This is a genomic window from Sphingomonas sp., assembly GCF_050725575.1.
Lineage (GTDB): Bacteria > Pseudomonadota > Alphaproteobacteria > Sphingomonadales > Sphingomonadaceae > Sphingomonas.
Genome location: NZ_JBOHHW010000044.1, coordinates 1 through 25,333, shown reverse-complemented (window position 1 = coordinate 25,333; position 25,333 = coordinate 1). Strand labels below are relative to the sequence as shown.

At 64.5% G+C, this 25,333-nt stretch carries 15 protein-coding genes and 1 pseudogene; 8 read left to right on the top strand and 8 right to left on the bottom strand.

Annotated elements, in window-relative coordinates; translation table 11 throughout:
* Positions 1–23: 23 nt before the first annotated feature.
* From ACRECS_RS21800 to ACRECS_RS21770, 7 genes are all read left to right on the top strand, one after another.
* The gene (locus ACRECS_RS21800; RefSeq protein ID WP_431585064.1) at positions 24–854 is read left to right on the top strand and encodes a phytanoyl-CoA dioxygenase family protein; all 831 of its coding nucleotides are present in this window, start codon (positions 24–26) and stop codon (positions 852–854) included.
* 5 nt (positions 855–859) lie between these two features.
* Complete coding sequence (locus ACRECS_RS21795) at positions 860–1,723, top strand: phytanoyl-CoA dioxygenase family protein (protein WP_431585079.1); 864 nt, start codon at positions 860–862, stop codon at positions 1,721–1,723.
* Positions 1,724–2,040: 317 nt separating this feature from the next.
* Positions 2,041–4,317 (top strand): TonB-dependent receptor, encoded by a 2,277-nt coding sequence (locus tag ACRECS_RS21790; protein ID WP_431585063.1) that lies wholly within the window; start codon positions 2,041–2,043, stop codon positions 4,315–4,317.
* Positions 4,304–5,206 carry a hypothetical protein gene (locus ACRECS_RS21785; protein WP_431585062.1) on the top strand — a complete coding sequence of 301 codons (903 nt, stop codon included), beginning with the start codon at positions 4,304–4,306 and terminating at the stop codon, positions 5,204–5,206. Before ACRECS_RS21790 ends, ACRECS_RS21785 begins: the two co-directional genes overlap by 14 nt.
* Positions 5,199–7,091: a cellulase family glycosylhydrolase gene (locus ACRECS_RS21780; RefSeq protein ID WP_431585061.1), complete on the top strand. Its 1,893-nt coding sequence runs from the start codon at positions 5,199–5,201 to the stop codon at positions 7,089–7,091. Before ACRECS_RS21785 ends, ACRECS_RS21780 begins: the two co-directional genes overlap by 8 nt.
* Before the next feature lie 93 nt (positions 7,092–7,184).
* A complete protein-coding gene (locus tag ACRECS_RS21775) occupies positions 7,185–7,985 on the top strand; it encodes a GntR family transcriptional regulator (RefSeq protein ID WP_431585060.1) in 801 nt (266 codons plus the stop codon).
* A 103-nt stretch (positions 7,986–8,088) separates the two neighbouring features.
* The gene (locus ACRECS_RS21770; RefSeq protein ID WP_431585059.1) at positions 8,089–9,447 is read left to right on the top strand and encodes an MFS transporter; all 1,359 of its coding nucleotides are present in this window, start codon (positions 8,089–8,091) and stop codon (positions 9,445–9,447) included.
* A 129-nt stretch (positions 9,448–9,576) separates the two neighbouring features.
* Here ACRECS_RS21770 and ACRECS_RS21765 read toward each other — a convergent pair whose 3' ends face one another.
* From ACRECS_RS21765 to ACRECS_RS21740, 6 genes and pseudogenes are all read right to left on the bottom strand, one after another.
* Positions 9,577–11,595: a glycoside hydrolase family 97 protein gene (locus ACRECS_RS21765; protein WP_431585058.1), complete on the bottom strand. Its 2,019-nt coding sequence runs from the start codon at positions 11,593–11,595 to the stop codon at positions 9,577–9,579.
* Between the two features lie 76 nt (positions 11,596–11,671).
* The gene (locus ACRECS_RS21760; RefSeq protein ID WP_431585057.1) at positions 11,672–12,670 is read right to left on the bottom strand and encodes a cupin-like domain-containing protein; all 999 of its coding nucleotides are present in this window, start codon (positions 12,668–12,670) and stop codon (positions 11,672–11,674) included.
* Positions 12,667–14,166: pseudogene (locus ACRECS_RS21755) on the bottom strand (tryptophan 7-halogenase). The gene ACRECS_RS21760 and the pseudogene ACRECS_RS21755 overlap by 4 nt, the downstream one beginning before the upstream one ends.
* Complete coding sequence (locus ACRECS_RS21750) at positions 14,163–15,701, bottom strand: tryptophan halogenase family protein (protein WP_431585056.1); 1,539 nt, start codon at positions 15,699–15,701, stop codon at positions 14,163–14,165. Before ACRECS_RS21750 ends, ACRECS_RS21755 begins: the two are co-directional and overlap by 4 nt.
* Before the next feature lie 86 nt (positions 15,702–15,787).
* Positions 15,788–19,219: a TonB-dependent receptor gene (locus tag ACRECS_RS21745; protein WP_431585055.1), complete on the bottom strand. Its 3,432-nt coding sequence runs from the start codon at positions 19,217–19,219 to the stop codon at positions 15,788–15,790.
* 468 nt (positions 19,220–19,687) lie between these two features.
* Positions 19,688–21,151: an MFS transporter gene (locus tag ACRECS_RS21740; protein ID WP_431585054.1), complete on the bottom strand. Its 1,464-nt coding sequence runs from the start codon at positions 21,149–21,151 to the stop codon at positions 19,688–19,690.
* 184 nt (positions 21,152–21,335) lie between these two features.
* On the opposite strand from ACRECS_RS21740, the gene ACRECS_RS21735 reads away from it, so the two are divergent.
* Positions 21,336–22,310 carry a LacI family DNA-binding transcriptional regulator gene (locus ACRECS_RS21735; RefSeq protein WP_431585053.1) on the top strand — a complete coding sequence of 325 codons (975 nt, stop codon included), beginning with the start codon at positions 21,336–21,338 and terminating at the stop codon, positions 22,308–22,310.
* Here ACRECS_RS21735 and ACRECS_RS21730 read toward each other — a convergent pair whose 3' ends face one another.
* Both ACRECS_RS21730 and ACRECS_RS21725 read right to left on the bottom strand, forming a co-directional pair.
* Positions 22,311–23,849 (bottom strand): MFS transporter, encoded by a 1,539-nt coding sequence (locus ACRECS_RS21730; protein ID WP_431585052.1) that lies wholly within the window; start codon positions 23,847–23,849, stop codon positions 22,311–22,313.
* Positions 23,850–23,928: 79 nt separating this feature from the next.
* On the bottom strand, positions 23,929–25,333 hold a 1,405-nt coding region (locus tag ACRECS_RS21725; protein ID WP_431585051.1), incomplete at its 5' end, for a short-chain fatty acyl-CoA regulator family protein.

The following is a 25,333-nucleotide window of genomic DNA, read 5'->3' as shown; positions in this document are numbered from 1 at the left end:
AATCGAATCAAGGAGAAAGAGCCGTGGTTATATCCGTCGAAGACCGGATCAGCACAGGCGCTGTGGATGCACGAAGCGCGGGCTTTTCATGGCAGAATGTCGCCGCCGACCGGCCACTGCGCCGGCTGACTCCGGCCGAGGCCGACGCGTTTGACCGCGACGGTTTCGTGCTGATCAGTGACGCCTTCACGCCGGAGGAAATCGCTGAGGTCACCGCGGCGATCGACCCGATCGAGGAAGCCTATGAGCGCTTCGTCGCGGAGCAGCAGGGCGGTGAATTCCGTCTGACTTCGGCCGGGACGATCACCTTCGCCGCGCATCTCGTCGCGCGCTCTGAGGTACTGCGTGATTTCGCTGCGCATCCGGTGATCCAGGACCTGTGTCACGATCTCTCGGGCGAGCGGGTGCGGCTCTATTGGGACCAGTCGGTGTACAAGAAGACCGGCAAGAAGCAGGAATTCCCCTGGCATCAGGACAATGGCTATACCTTTATCGAGCCGCAGCAATATCTGACCTTCTGGATCCCGCTGGTCGATGTCGATGAGGAAAATGGCTGCCCCTGGATCGCGCCGGGCCAGCACAAGCGCGGCACGCTTGAGCATTGGCCGACCTCGATCGGGCTGAAATGCCTGGAGAAGGTGGAGGATGCGGTGTGCGTTCCGGCGCGTGCGGGCGACATCATCCTGTTCTCCTCGCTCGCGCCGCACCGCACCGGCCCCAATCTGAAGGATGGGACGGTGCGCAAGGCCTATATCCTGCAATATGCGCCCGACGGTGCGCGGACCCTGACGGCGGAGGGCAAGGAAATCCTGCAGGACGACCCCGACCGCCAGTTCCTCATTCTCGGGAACTGAGCGTGATGCGCGTCGGTCTCGAACTCGGGCGCCTGAAAAGCGATTATGCGCGCGACGGCTTCGTTGCCGTGCCGGGCCTGATCAAGCCCGATGAACTGGCCGGCTATGCCGCCGCCGTCGACCAGGCGGTGGCGGTCCGGAAAGCGCGCGACACGCGCTCGCTGCAGGAAAAGTCACGCTACGAACAAAGCTTCCTGCAATGCCAGTATATCTGGGAGGATTTCCCCGCGGTCCGGCCGCTGACCTTCCATCCCGCGGTGTGCGCGGTGGCGGCGCTGCTGGTCGGGTCCGACCGGCTGAGATTGTGGCACGATCAGGCGCTGTACAAGGAACCGGGCGGTGCGCCGACCCAGGCGCATCAGGATCATCCCTATTGGCCGATTGCGGAATATCGCACGGTCACGGCCTGGATTCCATTCGTCGAGGCGAACAACAGCACCGGCGGTATGGGCTATGTGCCGGGATCGCACCGGCAGGATGCGCGCTTCGTCGACATATTTTCCGGGGAAGACGGCGTTGAGGATCTCGCCGCGGATGCGCGTTTCGTGCCGGCCAGCCCGGGCGATGTGATCTTCCATCATGGGCTGACCATGCACATGGCAATGGGCAATGCCTCGGCAGCAATGCGGCGCGTCTATACTGCGATCTACTTCGCTGATGGTTGCACGCGCAGCACGGACGGCAAGCACCATCCCTCGGTCGACCGGAGCGGTATCCTGCCGGGCAGGGTCATCGATGGCGGTGCGACGCCACTCGCCTGGCCGCTGGCGACCGGTGCCTATCCCGATCCCGTGCCCTGGCCGCAGATCGACGACGCGCGGGCACGGCGGGTTGCCGATCTCGGGATCATCCCGGCGCCGCGGGGCTGATCACGGGCGGTTAGCTCGGCCTTTTGCCGGGTAAAGTCCGCTGTGCGTTTCGGGCTGGATTGATCCAACCCGCTCGCCCTGAGCTTGTCGAACGGCATGGGCAGCGCTTTGGCTTCGACAAGCTCAGCCCGAATGGAAGTCAGGGTATTCCGGTTCGCCCGATGACGTTCCAGCCGCGCTTGTCATCGGAGATCGCACCTCTCGTTTCTGATTTTGACGAACGTGCGCGGCTGCATAATTAGATTGAATCGTTGACATCAATTCAAAATTGATAAATTTATTCGACCCAACAACAAAAAAGATTGGGGAGGATAAACATGTCAAAGATCGGATTCTATCGCCTATGCCTGCTGTCCGGCCTGTCGATCGCTGTGCTGGGGATGCCCGTCACCGCCTCGGCGCAGGATGCGCCGGCGCCGAAGCCGAGCGCGCAGGAGGACGGCAACGACATCATCGTCACCGCGCAGCGTCGTGACGAAAATCTGCAGGATGTGCCGCTATCGGTCGCCGTGGTCGGCAATGCGCAGCTGTCCGCGCTCAAGTTCAACGAGACCAGCGACCTGCAATATCTGGTGCCCAGCGTGACCCTGATCAGTGCTGCAGGCCCGCGCAATTTCGGCTTCTTCATTCGCGGCATCGGTACCAGCACTTTCTCGTCCGAGGCGATCGAGGGCAGCACCGCCTATGTGCTCGACGGCGTGGTGCTCGGTCAGTCGGGCGCCTCGGTTACCGATCTGCCGGATGTCGAGCGGATCGAGGTGCTGCGCGGTCCGCAGGGCACCTTGTTCGGCAAGAACGCTTCAGCCGGCGTGGTCAATGTCGTGACCAAACGCCCGTCAAAGGAATTTGAGGGGCGGGCAAGCGTCAGTTGGGCCTGGCCCGACAATGACCGCCGCTTCACTGCCTATGTCTCGGGGCCGATCACTGACACGCTGCGCTTCTCGCTGTCGGGGCGACGCAATGTGCGCGACGGCTATATCCGCAACATCTATGACGGCCGCAAGCTCAACAACCGCGATGAGTTCGGCTTTCGCGGCAAGCTCGAATATGAGCCCTCGTCCGACCTGACCATCACGGCGATCGGCGACTATTTCAAGCGTACCTCGGATTGCTGCATCTGGACCCTGGCCGAGGTGGCAGGGACGCCCTTGGCTATCTCACCCGAGGGGAAAGCACTTGCCGCGGGGATCGTGCCGGGCCGCGGTAATCTCGAACAGAATGTCGATGGCGACGTCTTCTCGAACGCACGCAGCAAGGGTTTCTCGCTGCAGGGCGATTACCGTTTCGGCGATGGCTATACGCTGACCTCGATCACTGCCTGGCGCGCCTGGCAATCGCATGACGGGCTCGATTCCGATTCCTCGCCGGACAATCTGCTCAACGTGAATTTCACCGATTTCAACCAGCACCAGTTCAGCCAGGAACTGCGCCTGGCATCGCCGACCGGCGGCACGATCGACTATGTGCTGGGCGCCTATTATTTCGATTCAGACGTGATCTCGCGCTCGACCCAGGTCTTCACCAGCGTGCCCTTCAACTTCTTCAGTCGCCGGGTGCGGATCGCTGCCGAGACGCGCAACATGGCAGTGTTCGGCCAGGCCAATATCAACCTAGCCGAACGCTTCAAGCTGATCGCCGGCGCGCGCGTGGTCAATGAACGCGTCCATGTCGACAAGGACCGGTTCGACCCGCGCAACAATGTCCGCGACGCCGCCAGCGCCGACAAGGAAACCACCGCACTGGTGTGGCGTGCGGGCGCGCAATATGATTTCAACAAGGACGCCAATGTCTTCGCCACGGTCACGCGCGGCTTCAAAGGCGGCGGCTTCGACACCAATATCGGCAATGGCATATTGCGCGAGGTCGCACCCGAACGGCCGACCAATTACGAACTTGGCCTGCGAACCTATTGGCCCGAACAGCGGCTGACGCTCAACGCCACTTTCTTCTACACCAGGGTCAGCAATTATCAGACCGCTGGCCGCGATCCGATTGCGCAGACCTATCCGATCGTCAGCAGCCAGGCGAAAACCCGCGGTGTCGAGTTCGATGTGGCGTGGCGGCCGCTCGACCCGACCGATCTGACGCTGACCCTGGGCGGCGCCTATGTCGATGCCGAATGGGGCAGATTCCGCAACGCGCCGTGCTTCGGCGGCCAGACGGTCGGTGAAGGATGCGAACTCCTGCCCGGTGCTCCGCCTGGCTCGGCCGGCATACAGCAGGATTTGACCGGAAAGCCGCTGCCCTTCTCCCCGCACTGGCAATTCAATCTCGGTGGGTCCTACGGCGTGGCGTTGTCGGACGATCTGAAGCTGCACTTCGATCTCGGCGCAAGCTATCGTTCTGAGCAGCTGATTGCCTTCCCCAATAATCCGCGCGCACGGCAGGAGGGCTATACCCTGGTCAACGCGGCGATCGCGCTGGCCGGCAAGGACGACCATTGGAAGCTGTCGGTCTACGCCAAGAACCTGCTCGACAAGGACTATGTGGTCGCGATGTTCTCGACCCCGTTCGGCGCTGCGCGCAGCCTCAGCCAGTTCCGCCCCTATGAATCGCGGCGCAGCATCGGATTGTCGCTCGATGTCGGTTTCTGAACCGCCCGGCATCGACACTGGCACCCGCGACGGGACGACGGCAGCGCCGCGTCTCGCCGCCGGTATGAGTTTCATCACCATCGCCGATTTGCCGGACTGGTCGGCGGGACCGAAGGGCGACACGGCGGCGATCTATACGCGGCTGAAACAGGCCGGATATGAAACCATCCAGACGCTCGATCCGGCGGCGGCGCATGTCGCCGGATTGATCCCGACCGGCATTGCCCGCGTCTTTCACGATCCCGCGGAACTGCGCGGCGTCGCGGCGCGCTGGCGCGACGCCGGTTGCGACTGCACCACGGTGCAGCTCGGCACCGGGGTGGAGGATGACGATCAGATGGCGCGGCTCGCCGAGGCATTGCTCGAAGCGGCGGCGCATGAGGGCCATCCGCTGTTCCTCGAAACTCACCGCGCGACGATGACTCAGGATATCCGCCGCACGCTCGACCTGGTCTCACGCTTTCCCGAGTTGCGCTTCAACGGCGATTTCGCGCATTGGTATATCGGCCATGAGCTGACCTATGGCGACATGGAAATGAAGTTCGACGTGATGCGCCCGGTGTTTGCGCGCACCCGCTTCCTGCATCTGCGCGTGTGCTCGAACGCGATGGGTCAGCTCAGCGCGAGCGACCCGGCGGCCGCGAAGCATCTCGATTTCTTCAAACGCATGTGGACCGAAAGCTTTCGCGGCTTCCTCGCCGCTGCACCCCCAGGAGGCTATTTTACCGTCATGCCCGAACTGCTCCCGCCGCGCTCCTTCTATCCCCGTATGGTCACCGGCCCCGACGGCCAGCCGCGTGAGGAGAGCGACCGCTGGGCTGATGCTGCATTCCTGATCGACACGGCGCACGCCTGCTTCGACGCGGCACGGGAAATGGCCGGTGCTTGATGTCCGGGGGACCCGCTTCGTCGATCGGTCGGGCCGCCATGTGCTGCTGCGCGGGGTCAATCTCGGCGGCGACTGCAAACTGCCGGCGTCGGTATCCGGCACGCATCTGCGCGACGATTTCGCCGATCACCGTACCGTCAGCTTTATCGGTCGGCCGTTCCCGCTCGCAGAGGCGGATGCGCATCTTGCCCGGCTGGCGCGCTGGGGGTTCAACGCGCTGCGCCTGCTCACCACCTGGGAAGCAGTGGCGCATGCCGGGCCGGGGATGCGCGACGAGGCGTATCTCGATTATCTCCGCGCTGTCTGCCTGAAGGCGGCGGCCTGCGGCTTTGCCATATTCATCGATTTCCACCAGGACGTGTGGTCGCGCATGACCGGCGGCGACGGCGCGCCCGGCTGGATATTCGAGGCGGTCGGGCTCGACTTCACCCGTTTCGGCGACGCCGATGCCGCGCATCTGATGCAGCAGCGTTACGACGCCGCGCTTGGCGGGCGCCAGGCGGCTTATCCGCAAATGAGCTGGGGCAGCAATTACCGCCTGCCCGCCAATGCGATCATGTGGACCCTGTTCTTCGGCGGCACGCGTTTCCTGCCCGGTTTCAAGCCCGGCGGCATACCGGTGCAGGACCTGCTGCAGGGCGAGTATCTCGCCGCGATGACTGCCGTTGCCGAACGCGTCGCGGACATTCCCGAGGTGATCGGCTTCGACACGCTCAACGAACCCGATACCGGCCTGATCGGCCGGCCGCTGACCTATCGTCACTGCGAGCGCAGCGCCGAGCAGCCCGAGCCGGTACGGCCGGGGCTGGCGATGAGCCCGCTCGATATGCTGCTGATCGCCGATGGTCGGCCATGCGACATTCCACTGGTGGTGCGGACCGGGCAGGGGTTCGATGTCGCGCCGGCCGGATCTCGCATTGCCAATCCGGCTGGCGTGCGGATCTGGCGTGACGGTGTTGCCTGCCCGTTCGCCGAAGCCGGCATTTATGACGGCGAAACTGCGCTGCGCCCGGATCATTTCGACCGCCCCGATGGCGTGGTGGTCGACCCGGAACGTGACCATGTCCTGCCCTTCTTCCACGCCATGGCGACGGCGGTACGGCGGGTGCGACCCGACTGGCTGGTCTTTGCCGAGGTCAATCCGTTCAAGGCGTTCACCGGCATGGGCTTTCCGGGCGACATGCCCGATCGCTGCGTCAATGCCAGCCACTGGTATGATTTCGCGACGCTGGTGACCAAGCAGGTCGAGCCGCGCCGCGCAACCAGCTATGCCGCGCAGCTTGGTGTGATCAAGCGCCTCGGCGATGCGCTGGGCGAGGGCGGCGCACCGACGCTGATCGGTGAGTTCGGCCTGCCCTTCGATCTCGATAAGGGCGCTGCCTATGCGGCGTGGCGGGCAGGCGATACCGCGCCCTGGCGTGACCATGTCTCGGCACTTGGCGCGATGTACGATGCGCTCGATACGCATCTGATGAGCGGGACGCTGTGGAACTATACCGCGTCCAACCGCAACGATGCGGCGCTGGGCGATGGCTGGAACCAGGAGGATCTGTCGATCTTCAGCCTCGACCAGGCGACGCATGACGGCGATCCCGACAGCGGCGGGCGTGCGGTGCAGGGCTTTGCGCGGCCCTATGCCCGCGCGGTGCAGGGCGTGCTGACCGAACAGAATTTCGACGCAGCGAGCGGCGTGTTCAGGATCGCCTTCGATGCCGATCCGGCGATCGCTGTGCCGACCGAGATCGTGCTGCCGGTGGCGCATTTTCCCGGGGGCGCGGCGATCGAGGCCATGGGGTGTGAACGGCTCGCCGATCCGGCGCCGGGCGTGATTGCCGTGCGTGCGCTGGCGGGCGGCCCGTTGCTGGTTGTCGCGACCGCCCTGTAACCCATGGCTGGCGTGTCACAGGAACATCCGGTTCTGCGGCAAAGGGCGCGTGCGTCGGTTGCAAGGCCGCACAGCCTGTTTACTATGATGCGGGTGCCGACAGATCTTCCCTCAGTAGCCACATTCACCGCGCCCGCGCTCAGCGGGTTCGTCGATGTAGAGCGCAACCCCACCCAGGCGGTCCATTACTGGCTCCGCCGCGACATCGTGCGCGGCGTGTTCAGGCCGATGGAACGGCTCAAGATCGCCGAACTGGTCGATTTCTACAAGGTAGGGCACAGCCCGGTGCGCGAGGCGATCCTGCTCCTCACCACCGGCGGCCTGGTGGTGCATGAACATCAAAAGGGCCACCGCGTCGCGCCGGTCTCGCTCGCCGATTATGCCGATCTGGTCGGAGTTTATCGCCGCATCTACCGGCTGATGCTGAAAATGGCGCTCGACCATGGCGATGACGCCTGGGAAGAGGCCGTGGTGGTGCAGCTCCACCGCTCGCTCAAGGTGCCGAAACTGTTTGACAGCCCGGAGCATCGTGAGACCTGGCAGCTCGCTTATGGCGGATTGCATCATACCCTGCTCTCGGGCTGCGGCTCACCGCTGCTGATGCGGATCTGGACTGATCTCGGCAACCGGATCGAGCGCTATATCAACCTGTTCGCCGATTATGAGGTTGACTTGGCGCTCGACCATCACAGCAAGCATCGCGAGATCGTCGATGCGCTGGTCAAGCGCGATGCGCCGCGGCTCGAGACGCTGGTGCGGGATTTCTTCGAGATGGGAACCTCGTTCCACCAGACCGTCACCAACACGCTTGCCGGGGTTGAGCAGGAGGATGTCGAGGATGCCGATGAGGCGGTCGCTTCTGCCCCGAAGCGCGGGCGGCCGCGCAAGAAATAGCCCGAGGCTGCACGGTCGGCGCGGATATTCTCAAGATTCGATATTTTATTTGGATAATTCGCGATAATTTATCTAGTCTCGCAGAAAATGCGGGAGAGAGACATTGGCGGATTCGGTTGCACCCCGGCTGGGCGTGAAGGGCCTGCTTGGCTTCACGGTCGGCGATTTCGCCTTCAATCTCTACTGGCAGAGCATCTCGCTCTTCCTGCTGTTCTTCTACACCGATGTGGTCGGGCTGAGCGCCGCGGTCGCCGGACTGATCTATATGATTGCCTCGATCTTCGACGCCGCGATCGATCCGGTGATGGGCGCGATCGCGGATCGCACGCGCACGCGCTGGGGCCGGTATCGGCCCTATATCCTGTTCGGCACGCCGTTCGTCGGCATCGCCTTCGTGCTGCTCTATTACCAGCCGCCCATTACCGGGCCCGGGCTGGCCGCCTGGATGCTCGCGACGCACATCCTGTTCCGCATCGCCTATACCGTGGTGTCGATCCCCTACACATCGATGACCGCGCGCATCACCTCAAGCTCGGCGGAGCGCGGCACCATCGCCGGCGGGCGGATCATCTTCGCCACGCTCGCCGGGATCGTCATCGCCGTCTCGACTCAGCCGCTCGCCGCAAAGTTCGGTGCGGGCAATCTGTCGCACGGCTTCCTGCTCGCCGCGGCGATCTTCGCGGTCGTCGCCACGTTGGTGCTGCCGATCGTGTTCTTCTCCACGCGCGAACCGGAAGAGAGCGGTGAGGCCGAGCCGCCGCTGCTGGCCGGCGATTACTGGCGCGCGCTGCGCGACAATCGCGCACTCTGGTCGATCCTGCTGGCGATCTGCGCCGGCGTGGTCTGCTCGACCGCGATCGGCAAATCGATCCTCTATTATTTCAAATATTACCTCGCGGACGAGGCCGGCGGCCGCACCACCCTGACCCTCGTCGCTGTATCGGGCCTGATCGTCGTGCCGATCTGGGTGGCGATCTCGCGTGCGATCGGCAAGCGCAACGCCTGGTTCGCGGCGATCGTCTGGGGGCTGGCCGGGCTCATCTGGTTCGCGCTCAACGATGTCCGCACCCCGGCCGTGGCGACGGGCTTCTTCTTGTGGATGCAGGTCACTGGCCTTGGCCTGGCGCTCGGCTTCTGGTCGATGCTGCCCGACACGGTGGAATTCGGCGAATGGCGCACCGGGCGCCGGACGGAATCGCTGATCTTCGGGCTCGGGCAATTCTTCCTCAAGGTCGCGCTTGGCCTGGGTGCCGGCCTGTTCGGCTGGCTGCTCGACCGGATCGGCTATCATGCCAATGCCGCACAGACCCCGGAGACGCTGGCCAATATGAAACTGCTGATCATCGTCCTGCCGTCGATCGGGCTGGTGCTCGCCGGACTGGCGATGCTGCTCTACCCGCTGCACGGCCGCCGCCACGACGAGATTGTCGAGGAACTGGCGGCGCGGCGGGGTCAAGGTTGATGATATCTATATAAGCAGTTGATATATTTAGATATTGATGGAAATTAGCCCGGGCGGCGACGGAAAAGATATGGCACAACCGGTGTCCCATATCTCCCGCGGCTCATACTTCGAAGCTTGTGCCCAGCCTCATGGCAGCAGCTTGAAGCGCACCGCCGCGCCGCCGCCCGGCGCCATGTCCAGCGCCAGGCTGTCCTTGCTGGTGACGGTCCGCCGCTCGACCACCAGCGCGCCCGGGTTGGTGCGGTAATCCGCACCCGGGCCGTCGCGGTAGATCTGCGCTTCGTACCGCTTGCCCGGCGCCAGGAACGACAGCGGCTGGTCGAGCTTGCGCGCGGTTTCATTGGTCAGTGCGCCCATGAACCAATCCTGCCCGCCGCGCGGCTGGCGCGCGACGATGATATAGTCGCCGATCTCACCGGCCAATGTGCGCGAGGTTTCCCAATCGGTCGGCACGTCGCGGATGAACTGGAACGCGTCGGGCCGCGCCTCGTAATTTTCCGGCAGGTCGGCCGCCATCTGCACTGGCGAATAAAGCACGACATATTCGGCCAGCTGCGTCGCCAGCGTCGATTGCACGCGGTGCGTGAGCTCAGTGCCGCTGCGCGCGATGTCGAAAATGCCCGGCGTGAAGTCCATCGGTCCGCCCAGCATCCGCGTGAAAGGCAGGATCACGACATGCTCGGGCGGGTTGGTCGGCCGGCCCCAGGCGTTGAACTCCTGCCCGCGCGCGCCCTCGCGGCTGATCATGTTGGGCCAGGTGCGGCGCAGCCCGGTATCCTTGACCGGCTCATGCGCGTCGATCGCGATATGATGCGCCGCGGCAACCTGCGCGACATGGAGGTTGTGACGGACCATATATTGCCCCGCGAACCATTGCTTGGTGCCATCGGCGGCGATGATGTCGCCGCTGTGGCGGACATAGCCGGTCTTGACCTCCGACACGCCGACCGACTGATAGAGCTTCATTGCGGCGTCGAGCTGCGCTTCGTAATTGACCACTGCGCCGCCGGTCTCGTTATGGCCGATCAGCTTGACGCCCTTGGCCTTGCCGTACGCGGTAACTGCCTGAAGATCGAAATCGGGATAGCTTTTGGTGAAACTGAACTTGTCGCCATTGGCGATCCAGTCGCCGTCCCAGCCCTGGTTCCAGCCTTCGACCAGCACGCCGTCAAAGCCATATTTGGCCGCGAAATCCATATAGGCCTTCACATTGGCGGTTGTCGCGCCGTGCCGCCGCCCGCTGCCCCAGGTGGTCTTGTCGAGATGCATTTCCCACCACACGCCGACATATTTGCCTGGCTTGAACCACGAGATGTCGGCGAGCTTGCTCGGTTCGTTGAGATTGAGCTCGATCCGGCTGTCGGCGAGCGCCCCCGCGCTGGTGCCGACCAGCACCGTGCGCCACGGCGTGGTGAAGGGGCCGGTCTTGTACGCCAGCGTACCGTCCGGCCAGGGCATCAGCCGCGCGGTCAGCGTGCCCGCCCCATTGCCGGCCAGCAGCATGCTGGGAAAATCGACCAGCGCGGCTTCATGAAAGGAAAGATACAGGCCGTTATCGCCCTTCAGCGTCAGCGGTGTCTCGGCCAAGGTGATACGGCGCGCATCGGTCCTGGTGTAGAGATATTCGTCGCGCTCCTGGCCGAGCGCGTCGTACCACCAGGCCTGATAGGCGCCGACGGTATGGAACTCGGTGCGGTCGGCGGTGACCGACACGGCCTTGCCAGCGGGGATCGCGCCATAGCCATAGCGAAAGCCGATTCCGTCATCGAACAGGCGGAAAGTGACATCGAACGACGCGTTCAGCGGCGTGTCGCCGGTCAGCGATACGGTCAGCTCGCTATGATTGTCGCGGATGACGCGCTGCTCGCCCCAGGGCTGTTCCCAGGTCGTGTCCGACGCGCTGCGCCGCGCCGCGGTGATTGCGGTATAGCGCGCGTCGGGCTCGCCGGCGAAGCTCAGGCCGAGCGCGGAGGGGGCGAGCACCGGCTTGCCCTCCCGGCTCACCGTATAGAGCGCGCGGCCGCCCTCGACCGTGACGCAGACCTCGATCACCTTTGCCGGAGACTGGGCGCATTCGCGCGTTGCGGCCGAAGCAGCGGCCGGTACGCCGAGTGCGGCAAGGACGAGGGCAGGGCGAAGGATCATGGGGAGGAGTCTTTCGTGATACGCGACTGGAAATAGGGTCATGACGATTTGAGAAAGGCCATTTTGAGCTGCTGCTTCAGCGCCGCGCGGACCGCGGGGCGCATCGCCCGAGCGCGCCGCGCTGGTCGACCGGGATATGGTCGACCGCGCCGTCGCTGCCGAAGACATGCAGGTCGAACATCGCCTTCCAGTAAGCGCGCTCCGATGGCGGCAAGTCGCGCAACGCGAGCAACGCGGTCAGGAACACGTCATTGGCGCGCTCCAGCCCGGTGGCGGTGTCGCCCCACCAGTAATTGACCATCGCATTGTACGGATCGCGCGAGGTGACATGATGCCACCAATATTTCGGCATGAGGAGCGCATCGCCCGGCGCGAGATGCGCCACGCGCGCGGCGGCGATCGCCTCGGCATAGCGTGGAAAGCGCGCCAGGTCGGGCGCCTCCGGATCGACCAGCGACAGTGGCGGGGGATTGTCGAGCGGCCCGACATAGAGATTGCCGACTTGCTCGGGCGGGAACAGCACGAAGCGGCGATGCCCGGCGATCACACAGGCGAGATTATGGTCGCGGTCATTATGCGTCTGGGTCCGCACCGGCCCGCCGAGCCACAGGCGCGGACCAACCGTCGGCAGCAACGGCATCGCATTGTCGCGCACGAAATCGGGCAAATGGCTGGCGAGCGGCAGCATCTGGATCGCGACGAACGGGGCGTCAGCGGTGCCAAGCAGGCGTTCGATCCGGTCGAGCGCTTCGGGGATCGACCGCTGGCGCTTGGAAAAGCTGAACTCGCGCAGGTCGGCGGCATAGCCGAAACGCCCGCCGCTGCTCGCCGGCGCTTCCATCACCGGGCCGGCCATGCCGCGATCCATCGCCTTCAGATAGGCGTTGAGCCGCGCCGGCGACTGGCGGCCGGCGGCAAGCGCGGGCCAGGCATCGAACAGGCCGGTCAGCACCACCGGCACGCCGTCGGCGATCAGTGCATCGAGGTCGACCGACGATGCCGCCCGCACCTCGACCGGCGGTAGCTGGTCCAGCGGGTCGCCGTCGGTCCGTCGTTGTACCGCACCGGCGCTCATGCTGCCTCGCTCCGGCAGAAACTGTCGAGATACAGCTCATGCGTCGGCTGCTTCAGCACCTGCTCTCCGACGAAGGCGAGGATGCGACGGAATTCCTGCTTCATCCGCTCGGGCGGGGTGCGGTCGATCGCCGGCGGCCAGCTTTCGGGCATTAGGCCAAGCCCGACGAACAGCGCCCGCCAGCTGTCGAACGAGAAGCTCTCATCTTCCATCGGCGCGATATCGCCGCGCGCCTGAAAGGTTGCGATCTTGTGCGCGAGCGCCTCCGGCAGGGCGGCCTCCCGCGCCTGGGTCCAGAACGGGGAGTCGCCATAGCGGTTGAGAGCATACCAGGCCGACTGGAAGTCGCGGATACGCTCCAGCGAGGACTGCATCAGGCGGTTATATTCGGCGCGCTCGGCGGCGAAGTCCGTGGCTACTGGGAAAAGCTGCAGCAAATGCACCAGGCCGAGCTGGATTGCGTGGAGATCGACACCATGGACCGGGTCGAGCGTGCAGGCGGCCTCGCCGATCGCAACGCAATTGCCTTGCCAGGCGAGATGCCGTCGGCCCGGATCGATCGCGCTAAGGGTGGCGTCCGACACGTTCAGCCCGGACACGGCCGCCATCGCGCGCAGGGCGTCGTCGTCGCTGCTACAGGCGCTGGAATAATGCTGCACGACATGCGTCGCGACCTGACTGGGAAACAGGCCGAGCCAGCCGTCACGCCAGGCGCGGATCTCGCCGTAAGCCGGGACCGACAGGAAGCGCGATGCCTGCGCGCTCAGCCGGCGGTCGATGCCGAACTGCGGCCGCCACTCGTCGCGCCCGACGCCCAGCACCTCGCCAATCAGCAACGCCTCGGGCCCCGTGGCATCGATGAACAGGGTGCCGCCGATCCGGCGCCCGTCGTCGAGCGTGATCGCGTGGATACCGCGTTCGTCATGCTCGGCCGCCACCGTCGCGCTATGGTGAATGACCACGCCGAGGCGCGCCGCCAAGGTCTTCAACATGGCGACATAGGGCAGGGCGGGCAGGTGATAGCCATAGTCGGTGCGGCCGAAAATCTCGGTCGTCTCATCGGGCAGCATCATCCGCCCCTGTTTCGCGGCCGCGGCGGTCAGGCAGAAATCCTCAAGCGCGACGTCGAGCCCGAAGCCGCGCGCCTTGACTCAATAGGGAAAGAAATCATTGCCATCGATCGGCGCGCCATAAGCGCCGCTGGCGTGCATGAAGGACGGTGTCGCGCCGGAAGAGTCGACGAAATTCTGCCCGAACGAAAAACTGCCGCCGGTCGTTCTGAGCAAGGCGGCCTCGTCGAGCCGCAGCTGGTTGTGCAGCGCCTCGATCGCAGGTTGCGTGACGATGACCTCGCCAGGCCGCAGCCGTGTCGGCAGCTCGATCGCCTCGACCGTAACCCCGGCCGGGCCAAGCGCGCGCTGGATCACGCTTGCCGACAACCACAGCGCGGCATCGCGGCCGGCGATCACCACGCGATCGGGGCGCGTGTCGCTCATGACGGGATCCCCGCCCGATCGGCGCCGGCGCAATAGCTTCCCACGAAGTCGCTGTGCGACGGCATCGCCGCCGTGCTGGTCGCGATCCTTCCGGCGAGGTCGGCCAGCCGGGTGTCGAGCGTGTCGAGGTCGAGCGCATCGGCGAGCCGGTTATAGCCGGTCGGCATGATGCGCTGCCCGATCAGCACCGACAGCCAGCTCTCGCGCGAAAACAGGCCATATTGATAATTGGGCGCGGTCGCGCGCGAGCGGAACAGGTCGATCTTGTGCGCCAGGCTATCGGGCAGCGCCATCGCCCGGACATAATCCCAGAGCGGCTCGCCCACGCGCTCATTGGCGACATAGTGCAGCACCAGAAAGTCGCGCACGCGCTCATATTGGAGCTCGGACAGGCGATTGAACTCGCGCGCCAGCCGCGGGTCGATGTTGCCGCGCGCGGTGGCGGGCGGCATCACGTTGATCAGGTCGATGACCGCTGCCTGGACCAGGAAGATGCTGGTCGATTCCAGCGGCTCGAGGAACCCGCTCGCCAGACCTATTGCGATGCAATTGCCCGCCCAGGTGCGCACCCGGCGACCCGGTGAGAAGCGCAGCAGTCGTGGCTCGGCCTGCGCTGCGCCGTCGAGCTGCGCGAGCAACGTCTCGCGCGCGTCATCGACCTCGATGAAGCGGCTCGAAAAGACATAGCCATTGCCAGTGCGATGCTGCAGCGGGATGCGCCAGATCCAGCCGGCCTGCTGCGCGGTGGACCTGGTATAGGGCGTGAAATCACCCGCCCGGTCGCATGGCACCGCAAGCGCGCGGTCGCATGGCAGCCAGTGCGTCCAGTCCTCCCATTCGACCTCGAAAATGCCGCCGAGCAGCAGCGAGCGGAACCCGGTGCAGTCAATGAACAGGTCGCCCTCGATCCGCTCGCCCGATTTGAGCGTAAGCGCGGTGATATCGCCCGACTGCGCATCGCGCGCGATGTGGTTGACCATGCCTTCGATACGGTGCGCGCCGCGCGCCACCGTCCAGCGGCGCAGGAATTGGGCGTAGAGGCTCGCGTCGAAGTGATAGGCATAGGCATAGGTCGAGCGGATCGATTTCGGGTCCTCATTGGGAAATTCGAACGCGTTCCGCTGTGCCGCCGTGACCGCGTAGGAATAGGCATTGAGCGGCGCGACGTCGCGGCCGGCCTGGCGAGCGCGAACCCAGTGATGCTGGAAATCGACCCCGCCCCAGGGCTCGCCGAACACCCCGAACGGATGGATGTAGGAATCGCCCGGCCGGTGCCAGTTGCGGAACTGAATGCCGAGTTTGAAGGTCGCCTGGGTCTCGCGCATGAATTCGGCTTCGTCGATGCCGAGCATGTCGTTGAAGGTCTTGATGTGCGGCAGCGTCGCCTCGCCCACACCGACCGTGCCGATCTCGTCGGACTCGATCAGCGTCACTGCATAATCCGCCAGGTCGAGCCGCCCGATCAGGCCCGCGGCGCACATCCAGCCCGCCGTGCCGCCGCCGACGATGACGATCTTGAACGGGGGCGGGGGCATGATTGCGTCTCCCTGCATGCGCGTGTGTTACCCGACCCTATCGACAAGGAGGCGCCGCCGCCGGGTGCGGCGACGCCTGGGAAAGGTCAGAATTTGAACCGCGCGCCGAACTGGAAGCGCCGGTCGACACGGCCCCAGTTCGAGTCGAGATAGACTGGCTTGGCGCCCGGTGTCTTCACCGTGTCGCCGAAGATCTGCTGCTGGTACACGGTGGTCGTGTTGAGCAGGTTCGATCCCTCGACCGACAATTCGACATATTTGTTGACCGAGAAACGGATCGATCCGTCGAGGAAGCCGGCCGCTTTCTGGAACACCGGCAGGCCGATGCAGCAGTCGAGATTGTTGGTCAGGAACCGCGACCGCCAGTTATAGGCAAGGCGCACGCCGACCGGGCCATATTCGTACAGGCCGACCACGTTGAATGTGTGATCGGAGATACCCGCCAGCCGGTGCGAGTCGATCACCGGACCGCGGCCGCCGCTCACATCGAGCCCGGCGCCCTGGCCGCCGGTGCCGCCGGCATCAAGCGCGCCCACCGCGATCAGGTTCGAGTTGTTGATCCCCGATTGTTTGACCAGAGTGTAGTTAACCTGAGCGCCCAGGCCCTTGAGCGCGCCGGGCAGGAAGTCGAAAAAGGTCTGGTACGCAACCTCGAAGCCATAGAGCTTGCCGCCGCCCTTTTCGTTGCGAGGGCCGCGCAACAATATTGTCTGGGTCGAACCATTGTTGGTGAGTTCGCGCTGGAAGTCACCATAGGCGATGCTGTTGCGGAGCTTCTTGAAAAACGCGCCAAAGGTGAATGAGCTGCTCCTGCCCATATAGCGTTCATAGGTGAGGTCGAACTGATCGGCGAGCACTGGCTTCAGTCCGGCAAACCCCGATTCCGCGCGGAACACGAAATTATATCCGGTGATATTCCCGCCAGCGTCGCGCACGATATAGGGGGAAGTTGCTGTGCCGTCGTACACCGGTGCCTGAATGGCCACGAAATTGCGCAACAGGCCGAAATCCGGACGAGACATGGCGCGTGATGCGGCGAACCGGATGAACTGCTTGCTGTCGAGGCCGAGCCGCACATTCAAGGTCGGCAGGACATTGGTGTAGTCCGTCTTGTAGTTGTTGGGGTCGCTTCCGCCGTTTGCAAAGGCTTGGACCGTGGGTGTCAGAAAGCAGCTCGGATTCATGACCCAATTGACAGGCTTGGGTCCCGAACAGGGCGTCACATTGTTGAAAGTATTCGAATCCGGGAAGCCGATACGGCCTTCGCTGTCGATGCTGGTTCTGATCACGCGGACGCCGATATTGCCCTGGACGCCAATGCCGCCGAAGATCGTCTTGTCGTCCCCGCCGAAGCGCAGCATCGCATAGGCTGCTTTAGTCTTTTCCTTAACCCGCATCACTTCCTGCGGCAGGAAACAGCTATCCGCGATCAGGCCGCTCCGGTCGCAGATCGGCGACCAGCCGGGTGACAGTGGTGAGTTGGTGTTCGGGCCGCTCAGCGACGAGACGAGCTTGTCGAAATTCCTGAGCGTCGGGCGGTTCAGATAAACCAGGTCGCCATTGTCATAGACATCGCCGTTGTAGAAGCCGCTGCCCAGGCTGGTCGATTCCCAGATGCCCGCGCCATAGCCTTTGAAATCGGCATGTGGCTGCGCGCAGGCGGGATAAGCGGCCGGCGTGGTGTTGTCGATGTTGAAGCCCGGGCCGTTGCAGTTCCAGGGGGCGGCGATCGGCGACCAGTTGAAGGTCGAATAGCGCACCGTCTGGTTGCGATCGGCATAGCGCACACCGACCTTGAGTGAATTGAGCCAGCCACCGTCGCCGAATTCATATTCGACATCGCCGCGCAGCGCGAATTCGTCCGCGTCATTGTCTTCCACATGGCCCTGGATGAACGGCAGCCAGTAATTGTGCGGATTGGCGAGACCGCCGGCCGCATAATTGACGTTGGAGCCCGGCAGCAGCTTGACCGTCGGCGTGCCGTCGCGGTTCACACTATAGTCCATGTTCGCCATCGAACCGGTGGCGACCAGGATGTCGTTGTTGTTGGTATGCGCCCAGATCTTCTGCACATCGAGATTGAGGTGTAGCCGGTCATTCACATCCCATTTGATGTTGCCCGAAAGATCCTGGGTCCGCTCGCTGTGGTCGAAGTTGCGGGCCTCGTTCTGGAAATAGAGGCCGTCGCGCAGCGAGGTGCAGGATGAGCCTGCGCCGCAGAAATTAACGAACGGCATACCGGGAACGGCCGAACCGGTGTCGATCGCCGCCTGGACACTGTCGAAACTGCCGCGCCAGCTGCCATGGCCTTGGGTCAGCGTGCCGGACTGCAGCATGCCGTTCGGCCCGAAGACCAGGGCGGGTGTACCGGGCGCCGGGCCGAGGATGGTTGATGCGCGCGGATTGAAGGCGGGCGTGCCGTAATAATTGCCGTCGAAAACCGTGTGCGAGGCGCGTTCGAGCCAGGCGTTGCGATATTTGGAATCATTATATTGAACGCTGGCGCGGAAATCGCCGGTCGGATCCTCATATTGCGCGGCGAGCGCGATACCGCGCCGGGTGCGATCATAATCGACCTGCGAATAGCGGATGCCGTCAGGCGCATAGGCCCAGCCGGTGCCGCCGAACGGATTGGCGGTGCAGCCGATCGTGCCGTCGGCGCTGATGATCGCCTTGCCCTGGGCATCGACTGCGCCGGCCGAGCAATAGGTGTCGATCTTGTCCATGATCACGCTCTCGGTGCGCGTCACGACATGCGAATGGGCATAGTTGGCGAGCAGGCCAAACTTGCCCGCCGCGGTGTCTGCCGAATAGCTCAGGATGCCGGAATATTCATAGTTCCAGTCCTTGGACCGGTCGCCATAGGTCGCCTTGACGTTGCCCGCGACAAGCAGGCCATCGCTGTCGAGCGGCAGGCGGGTGCGCAGATTGACCGTGCCGGCGATGCCGCCCTCGATCATCTCCGCGGTCTGGTTCTTGTACGCGTCGACCCCAGCCATCAGCTCGGGTGAGACGTCGTTGAAGTTGAGCCCGCGCGCCGCGTCGGCCGAGAAGCTGTCGCGACCGTTGAACTCAGTGCGAACCTGCGGCAGGCCGCGGATCAGGACGCCGGCGGGCTCGCCCGAGGGATGAGTGCTGTCGTCGCTCGACTGGAGGCGCGAGACGGTGATGCCGGGCACGCGCTGCAGCGCGGCGGCCACGGACTTGTCCGGAAAGGCGCCGATATCGGTTGCCGAGATCGAGTCGACCACCGTGTCGGCATTCTTCTTGGTGCTTTGCGCGGAAGCAAGTGCCTCACGTACGCCGACCACGACGATGTCGTCGCTCCGGTCCTCGGCTGCGGCATCCGCGACCGGCGCGCTGCCCGATGAGGATTGCGTCTGGGCGGGCGTGTCGGCCACCGCATTGGCGGTCTGGGCCTGAGCGGTGCCCGTCGCCCCCATCATTGCCAGGGCCAGCAACGATACGCCGCCGTGCAGCACAATGCCGCGGGCATGGCCCGAAAACGCGTTCTTCATGACATACTCCCCTGTAGTCCCGCCCCTGTCGGCGCTGTTCGATCAGTCGATAGTGCGTGCGGTTGCGGCCATGGGCTCGATGCGAGCCGCCGGGTTTCGGCGCAGCCGGACGTCAAGGATCCAGGGCGCACCGGCCCGCCCGCGACATGGCGCGACGGCGTGTTCCGGCCATTCGATTGTGCGCGATTTTGCATGCGCTTTCATCATCCCCCTGTCGGATGCGGCGCTTCAGTGGAGCCGTCATCGTCGATTTGCGTAAATTTGCGTAATTTGCGAAGGGATGCAAGCGATTTTTTCGGACGCATCATTTGTTAGAAAATGACTGAAGTCTGGGATTTTTAGTTCAAAATTGCGGAACATCGGTGATTGGCGTCAATTGAGAGAGGCCTGCAAATTTTGCTGTAAAGCGAGTCTATGCAAAAATTTGCATAGATTTTCGAGCGGCTTTTGGATCTCGCGCACGCTGGGTCAGGCTACGAGTCGCCGATCGCCTTCGATGTCGGGGATGGTCACCGCAATGGCCGCACCGATGACCAGCGCGACCGCCGCCAGGCCAAGCGCGAAGATCGATTGCCCGCCGAAAACCTGTTCGACCAGCAGGCCCAGTATCGCTGAGGCGACGAGTTGCGGCAGGACGAGGAAGATGTTGTGAATGCCCATATAGACGCCCATCTTGTCGGCGGGCACGGCACTGGCGACCATGGCATAGGGGGCCGACAGGATCGACGCCCAGGCGCAGCCGATGCCGAGGATCGGGATCCACAGCAGCGAAGGATCGTCGATCAGCAGGAAGCCGGCCAGCCCGACGGCGCCGAGCGTCAGGCACAGGGCATGGCTGTTGCGCCGGCCGATCAGGCGCTCGAGCCGCGGCAAAGTGAGCGCGACCACCGCCGCCACGCCGTTATAGCCGGCAAAGAGAATGCCGACGAGATCGGCGCTCTCGCCATAAGCGGCCGAGCCGACATCGTTGGTGTCGAAATGATGCGCCGCGACGGCCGGAATCGCGTAGACCCACATCGCGAACATGCCGAACCAGGTGAAGAACTGGACGATCGCGAGCCGCCGCAGCACGCCGGGCATCAGCACGATATCGTCGACGATCTGCAGCAGGCCCTGCGGCGCACGTCCCTGTCGCCGCAACCAGGCCGCGGCGAGCTGTGCCAGGCCGAACAAGGCTGCGATGGCGGCGAGCAGGAATACCTCGCGCCGATATCCCTCGATCGCGGTGACCAAGCCGATCACCGATCCGCCAAGCGTCCAGCCGGCGCCCCGCCACGCCATCGCGCCGCCACTGGCCATGGGTATCGTGCTCCGCGACGGCCGGCGCGCCATGTCTGCCATCAGGCTTGCCGGCGGGCGTTCGGAGGTGGTGAAGACAGTCCAGGTCACGGCCGCGATCAGCGTGATGGCGCCGATATAGAAAGCGAAGCGGACCGAGGGTGGGAGGACGCCCGGCGGCGCGTGTCCGGCGACGCCGAACCAGTGCGTCAACATCCAGGGCAAGGCGGAGGCAAACACGGCACCCACGCCGATGAAGAACACCTGCATGGCGAAACCCGCATCGCGCTGTTCCTCGGGCAGCGTGTCGGCGACGAAGGAGCGGAACGGCTCCATCGCTATATTGACCGATGCGGTCAGCACCCACAGCATCACGCTGGCCGACCACAGGGTGGTCGCGTTGGGCATGGCGAACAGTGCCAGCGCGGTGAGCAGGGCGCCGCCGAACAGATAGGGACGCCGCCGCCCGAGCGGGCCCCAGGTGCGGTCGCTCAAATGCCCGACGATCGGCTGCACCAGCAGGCCGGTAATGGGGGCGGCGATCCACAGGATCGGCAGCTGGTCGACATCCGCGCCGAGCGTCTGGAAGATGCGGCTGGTGTTGACGTTCTGCAGGCCCCAGACGATCTGCACGCCGAACAGGCCGAAGCACATGTTCCAGATCTGAAAAAGCGAAAGATGCGGCCTTCCGGCCGGTCTGGCGGGCGCCGCGCCGCTTACCGGTACTGGGTCAGTCGCTTGCAAAGACCCTCTTTCAATGCATTAAGGCGGCGGGAATGCCCCCTCGAATTCCGGTGCGATGGCCAGCGATAGCAACAAAATAACCACCCTGGAAGATTTGGCCAAGCTCGCCGGAGTCTCGGTATCCACGGTGTCGCGCGCGCTGAACGATCAGCCCTTGATCAGCACGCGCACCAAGCAGCGTATCTGGGCGCTGGCGCGCGAGCACCAATATCCGTTCCGGCGATCGATGCCGGCCGGGCCGATCGGTGCGGAAGGATCGATCGCGATCGTGACGCCGCATATGCGCGGCCGGGCGCTGCCGCTGTCGCACCCCTTCTTCCTCGAACTGCTCGCCAATATCGGCGAAGCGGCACGCGCCCGTGACTGCGACTTCACCGTCAGCCATACCGCGCCGGCCAGCTATGACGACCTCGTCCTGACCACAACGACCAGCCGGGCGAGTGGCGTGATCTTTCTCGGCCAGAGCATGTTGCACGAAGCGTTCAACCAGCTGGTCGATACGCCCGCGCGCTTCGTGGTGTGGGGCGCGCAATTGCCGGGCCAGAAATACCGCTCGATCGGGTCGGATAATCTGCTCGGCGGCAGACGGGCGACGCTCCATCTCGCACGGCTCGGTCGGCGCTCGATCGTGTTCCTTGGCGGCAGCGATCCCGAGGCGCTGCAGCGCCGCCGCGGCTATCACGAAGCGCTGAAGGAAGGCGGGATCGAGGCCGATCCGGCGCTGGTGATCCAGGTTGAGTTCGAGCTCGAATCCGCCGATGCGGCGATCAGCCGGTTCCTGCAGCGCGGCATCAAGTTCGATGGCATCGTTGCGTCGAGCGACCTGATCGCGCTGGGTGCGATCCGCGCCCTGCGCCGCGTTGGCCTGTCGGTGCCGCAGGATGTGTCGGTGGTCGGCTATGACGATATGCTGCTCAGCCGGCTGAGCACGCCGACGCTCAGCACGATCCGCCAGGACACGCAGGAAGCGGGACGGCTGCTGGTGTCGAGCATCCTCGACGACAGCCCGAGCCATCATTCGGAGCGATTGCCGACCGACCTGATCGTGCGCGAATCCTGCGGCGGCTGATCAGGGCGCTTCTTCCAGGTCGCGCAAGTCGCCGCCACGCGTTTCGCGCCCGAAGCGCACGATCAGCAGCAATCCGGCCATCGCCGGCACGGTGATCGCCGCGGCGACCGTCGCCATGCTCGGCACCAGCGCATTGATGCTCAACAACTGTGCGAGCAGGCCGCCGCCCTTGGTGCAGGCGGCGACCAGGCCAGTGGTCCGCCCGCGCATGCGCAAGGGAAAGGATTCCGCGGCATAAGGCAGCAGGATCGCGATGATCCCGTTCGATCCGATGATCAGCAATGCGACCGGCAGGACCGGGCTCCCGCTGCCGACCGATTCCAGATGGAACACACCGATCAGACCCGCCACCGTGACAAGGATCATCGCGACCAGTGCCCATTTCGTGCTCCACTGGCTGTACAGGAAAGCGGCGACGCCGATCGTTGGAAACGCGATCAGCGCCGATTGGGCAAGCAGCCCGCTCGACACGCCGACCGAATAGCCCCTGGCGACGAAATCGGCGGGCAGCCACAGCAGCAGCCCGAAATTGACCAGGCCCCAGGCGATCGCGACGATGCACAGCGCCCATAATTTCCCCGCCATCTTGAGTTTGATCGCAGGACGTGGCGCGGCGGTCGGTTCACTGGTCGTGGTCATCACTGCGCCGAAGCGCCGCATCACCTGCTCGGCCTCCGCTCGCCGACCGCGCGCGATGAGGAATTTGGCCGATTCCGGGATCATTCGGCCGAGCAGCAACAGGATCAGCCCGGTCGGCAAGTTCGCCAGCCAGAGAATGCGCCAGCCGAAGATCGGCTGAAGCAGTGCCGACAGGCCGCTTGCCGCGAAATAACCGCCCGCAGCACCAAGCCCGCCGACCAGCACCAGGCTCCAGCCGCGATGGCGGTTGGGCATCATCTCGGCGAGCAGCGCATAGGTCACTGGAAGCATGCCGCCGGCCGCTGCGCCCATCATGAAGCACATGCCGATATTCCAGGCGAGCGACGGCATTGCACCGCAGATCGAGGTGCCGACGAACATCACGGCGGACAGCAGGATCGAGGCCTTGCGGCCATAGATATCGGCGATGATCCCCCACAGCACCGACCCGACCACGGTCCCCATCAAGGCGAAGAATGGGACCAGCGACACGGTTGCTTTGGGCACGCCATATTCGGCAACCATTCCCGGGACGGTGAAGCCGAGCGAGGCGGGTTTCATCACATCGATCACCAGCGCCACGACCAGCACTGCCATCAGCCGCCAATGCGCGGCACTCAGTGGCGCATCCTCCGGCGCGGCGATTTCGATATGCGCGCTGGCCGCGCGCTGCGCGACGAGATTGCGCGGCAACAGGCCATAGGCCGCGACCACCACGCCGATGACGATCAGCACCATGCCGCCGATCATCGTCATGTCCATCGGCATGCCCGACAGGCGATAGCCCATCGACCGTCCCATCAGGAACATTGGCAGATGCAGGACGACGCCGATGGTCACCGCACAGCAACCGAGCATGAATGCCCACACCGCCTGCCGATCGGACAATGTGCTGCCCATGATTGATGTCGCCCCCGCTACCCTGGGCCATCTCGTATCAGAGCGCGATGCTTTGGGATATCGCTGGCACCAGATGTGATCAGGTCACCGGATAGGGGGTGAGCGCGCTGCGATTCTGGTCGATCGCCAGGGCATGGCCGATCGGCGGGAAGGCGCGTTGTGCGCAGGCGGGGCGTTCGCACACCTTGCACCCCGCGCCGATCGGGGTTGCCGCATCCGGATCAGACAGGTCGAGCCCCTTGCCATAGACCAGCCGGCCGGCATGGCGGACGTCGCAGCCCAGGCCGATGGCAAAGGTCTTGCCCGGAATGCCGAAACCGCCATTGCCGCGCCCGACCGTGCGCGCGATCCACAAATAGGTGCGCCCGTCCGGCATACGCGCCAGCTGAGTGAGTACCTGGCCCGGCCGGGCGAACGCCTCATAGACATTCCATAACGGGCACGAGCCACCGACGCGGGAGAAATGGAAATCGGTGGCGGATTGCCGCTTCGAGATATTCCCCGCGCGGTCGACCCGGATGAAGAAGAAGGGCACGCCGCGCGCATCGGGGCGCTGCAGGGTCGACAGGCGGTGGCAGACTGTCTCGAACCCGACGCCGAAATGCCGGCTCAGTCGCTCGATATCGTAGCGCGCCTCCTCCGCCGCGCGGAGGAAATCTCCGTACGGCAGCATCAGCGCGCCGGCGAAATAATTGGCCAGCCCGATCCGCGCCAATGTGCGGGCTTCTTCTCCTCGCAGCGCGGGATCGTCGGTCAGTCGGTCGATCAGGTCGCCCAGTTCGAGCAAGGCAAGTTGAGTCGCCATCTGGAATGCCTGCTGGCCCTGTTTGAGATCGGGCGAGAGATGCAGCGTGCGGCTCACCGGGTCGAAGCGGCGCTGCGCCTGATCGCCATCGTCGAACACCAGTCGCACGTCATGGCGCGTCGTCAGCCAGGCGGACAGGCCGGCATGGACGGTACGCGGGGCCAGGCCGGCATCGGCATAGAGCTGCTCCGCCGCGTCATCGAGCGCGGGGATGTGATTGTGGCGCGCGTAGAAGAAATCGCGGACCTGCTCGAACGGCATGCGCGCCGGCGCATCGCCGATCCACTCATCGCCCAGCCGCGCGGCCATCGCTTCGTTACGCTCGACGCCGTCTCGGTGCCGACGGTGCAGCGACACGAGCGTGCGCGCGACCGCCGGCATGCTCGTCGCCAGCTCGCGCATCTCGGCAATCGACACCGTCTCGGTCTGCGCGCCGTCCGACAATGCCTCGCGCAGATCGGTGACGAGCCGGGCTTCGTCATCGTCCGAGAAGATCTGCACATCGACCCCGAACGAGGCGTTGAGCCGCAGCAGCACCGGCACGGTGAGCGGACGCTGATTTTGTTCGAGTTGGCTCAGATAACTGGTCGAGATATCGAGCGTCTGGGCAAGCGCCGCCTGAGTCAGCTTGCGTTCCTCGCGCAGCCGCCGCAGCCGCACGCCCATAAAGGCCTTGCTC

What these genes read in the sequence shown, in the direction of transcription:
- ACRECS_RS21745 (WP_431585055.1), bottom strand. Translation starts at nt 19,219, where the DNA reads ATGAAGAACGCGTTTTCGGGCCATGCCCGCGGCATTGTGCTGCACGGC.
- ACRECS_RS21740 (WP_431585054.1), bottom strand. Translation starts at nt 21,151, where the DNA reads ATGTGCTTCGGCCTGTTCGGCGTGCAGATCGTCTGGGGCCTGCAGAAC.
- ACRECS_RS21760 (WP_431585057.1), bottom strand. Translation starts at nt 12,670, where the DNA reads ATGAGCGCCGGTGCGGTACAACGACGGACCGACGGCGACCCGCTGGAC.
- ACRECS_RS21730 (WP_431585052.1), bottom strand. Translation starts at nt 23,849, where the DNA reads ATGGGCAGCACATTGTCCGATCGGCAGGCGGTGTGGGCATTCATGCTC.
- ACRECS_RS21795 (WP_431585079.1), top strand. Translation starts at nt 860, where the DNA reads ATGCGCGTCGGTCTCGAACTCGGGCGCCTGAAAAGCGATTATGCGCGC.
- ACRECS_RS21785 (WP_431585062.1), top strand. Translation starts at nt 4,304, where the DNA reads ATGTCGGTTTCTGAACCGCCCGGCATCGACACTGGCACCCGCGACGGG.
- ACRECS_RS21790 (WP_431585063.1), top strand. Translation starts at nt 2,041, where the DNA reads ATGTCAAAGATCGGATTCTATCGCCTATGCCTGCTGTCCGGCCTGTCG.
- ACRECS_RS21750 (WP_431585056.1), bottom strand. Translation starts at nt 15,701, where the DNA reads ATGCCCCCGCCCCCGTTCAAGATCGTCATCGTCGGCGGCGGCACGGCG.
- ACRECS_RS21765 (WP_431585058.1), bottom strand. Translation starts at nt 11,595, where the DNA reads ATGATCCTTCGCCCTGCCCTCGTCCTTGCCGCACTCGGCGTACCGGCC.